The organism is Streptomyces swartbergensis (genome assembly GCF_002148965.1).
Taxonomy (GTDB): Bacteria; Actinomycetota; Actinomycetes; order Streptomycetales; family Streptomycetaceae; genus Streptomyces; species Streptomyces swartbergensis.
This window is the reverse complement of sequence record NZ_NGFN01000637.1, coordinates 1-2,019: the sequence shown is the minus strand read 5'-3', so window position 1 is coordinate 2,019 and position 2,019 is coordinate 1. Positions and strand designations below refer to the sequence as shown.

Here is a 2,019-nt window from a genome sequence, read left to right as displayed (position 1 = left end):
CACCTCCAGCTCCAGCCCGCCGTCCTCGCCGCGTACGGGAATCACCGCACCCTCGCGTGCGAACACCGGGATCCGCGAGAGAGGTGCGTCGACGAGCACCTGTGCCGGCCCCTCGTACGCCTGCTCCGTCACCGTGTCGTACCAGCGCCCCCGCGGCAGCTGCACCGCACGCCGGTCCGCGCCCGGGTCGAGCACCGGCGCCACCAGCAGGCAGTCGCCCAGCAGGAAGGCGTCCCCGCAGTCACGCAGCGCACGCTCCTCCGGCGCCGCCCACCACAGCGGCCGCACATAGGGAGCGCCGGTACGCCGTGCCAGATGCGCCAGCGTCACGAAGTACGGCAGCAGCCGCCGGCGTTCGACGAGCGCCACGCGCGCGTGCTCCAGCACCTCGGCACCGAACTCCCACGGCTCCCTGCGCCCCGCCCTCAGACTCGCGTGCGTGCGGAAGAGCGGCAGATACGCGCCCAGCTGGAACCACCGCAGATACAGCTCGGGGGAGGGGTCCCCGTCGAAGCCCCCGATGTCCGGCCCCGAATACGGAACGCCGCACAGGCCGAGCCCCATGACCAGTGCCAAGGAGGCCCGCAGTCCCGGCCAGCCGGTGGCGACGTCCCCCGACCAGGTCCCGCCGTAGCGCTGCATGCCGGCCCACCCGGAGCGGGAGAACAGGAACGGCCGCTCCTTGGGCACGAGTTTCCGCAGCCCTTCGAAGCCCGCCCTGGCCATGCACAGCGCGTACACGTTGTGCGCCTCACGGTGGTCACCGTCCCGCCCCTCCAAGGAGTGCCGCGCCGAACGCGGCAGCGTCGACTCCCCGAAGGCGGCGAACGACGTGGGCTCGTTCATGTCGTGCCAGAACCCCGAGAACCCCTGCGCGAGCCGCTCCTCGTAGAGACCGCCCCACCACTCACGCACGCGCGCGTGCGTGAAATCGGGAAACACCGCCTCCCCGGGCCACACGACACCCCGCACGACCTGCCCCGAGGCGTCCCGCACGAACGAGTCCTCGGCCGTCCCCCCGTCGTACACGGCATTGCCGGGCAGGGCCTTCACAGCCGGGTCGACGATCGACACCAGCCGGATGCCGTCCCTCCGTAGTTCCTCGGCCAGAACGGGCAGCTTCGGGAAGCGGTCCTGGTCGACGGTGAACACCTGATGTGCGTCGAAATGGTCGATGTCCAGGTGCACGGCGTCGAGCGGCAGACCGTGCTCCAGGTAACCCGCGACGATCCGCCGCACCTCCTGCTCGCTGCCGAACCCCCACCGCGCGTGGTGATGCCCGAGAGCCCACGCGGGCGGCAGGGCGGGCGCGCCGGTGAGCGAGGCCCAGGCGAGCAGCACGCGCGCGGGGGTGCCCACCATCACCCAGCAGCGCAGCGGACCGCCGTCCATCCGCAGCTCGCTCGTCCCGGCCCGGTCGTGCCCGGAACCCTCACCCTCCTCGCCCTCCAGGAGCGTCACCGTGCCGTCCCACGAACTGTCGTGGAACACCAGATGCGTACCGCCGTCGGACACCACCATCTGCACCGGCATCGTGATGTACAGCGGGTCGTCACCAGGCGCGAAGGCGAAACCGGGGTCGGTGTTCCACAGGCGGTACGTCCCATCCGGCAGCCGAGGCCCCGAGGCACGACCACCGAGCCCGAAGAACCGCGCGTCGGCGGCAACCTCCGACCGCTGCATCCACCGCGCCGGGCCGCCGCCGACCGGCTCCCACCACCGCGGCGGCAGATCACGGCGCAGAGTCACGCCACCGGGGGTGCGCACCTCCACCGCGCCATGCCGTGACACGACGACCGTCACCCGCTCGGCCACGACCCGCCAGCCGCCGTCCTTGTCCGGCTCGAGCACCGCCCGGGGATCCGCTTCCGGACACCGGCCGGCCAGCGCGTACGACGGCTCGGGCTCCGCCCCGTCCCACCCCCAGAAGACAGCTCCGTTCACGGCGACCAGAATCCGCAGCTCCGACCGGCTGAACCGGACGACACCGCCCCCCGGCCCCGGCTCCGCCCCTTGCAC

General features: G+C 72.6%; 1 protein-coding gene. It reads right to left on the bottom strand.

Going from position 1 to position 2,019, the window contains the following annotated elements:
- Positions 1-2,019, bottom strand: a 2,019-nt coding sequence (locus tag CA983_RS43105; RefSeq protein ID WP_425276515.1) for a glycoside hydrolase family 31 protein, incomplete at both ends; no start/stop codon positions are given.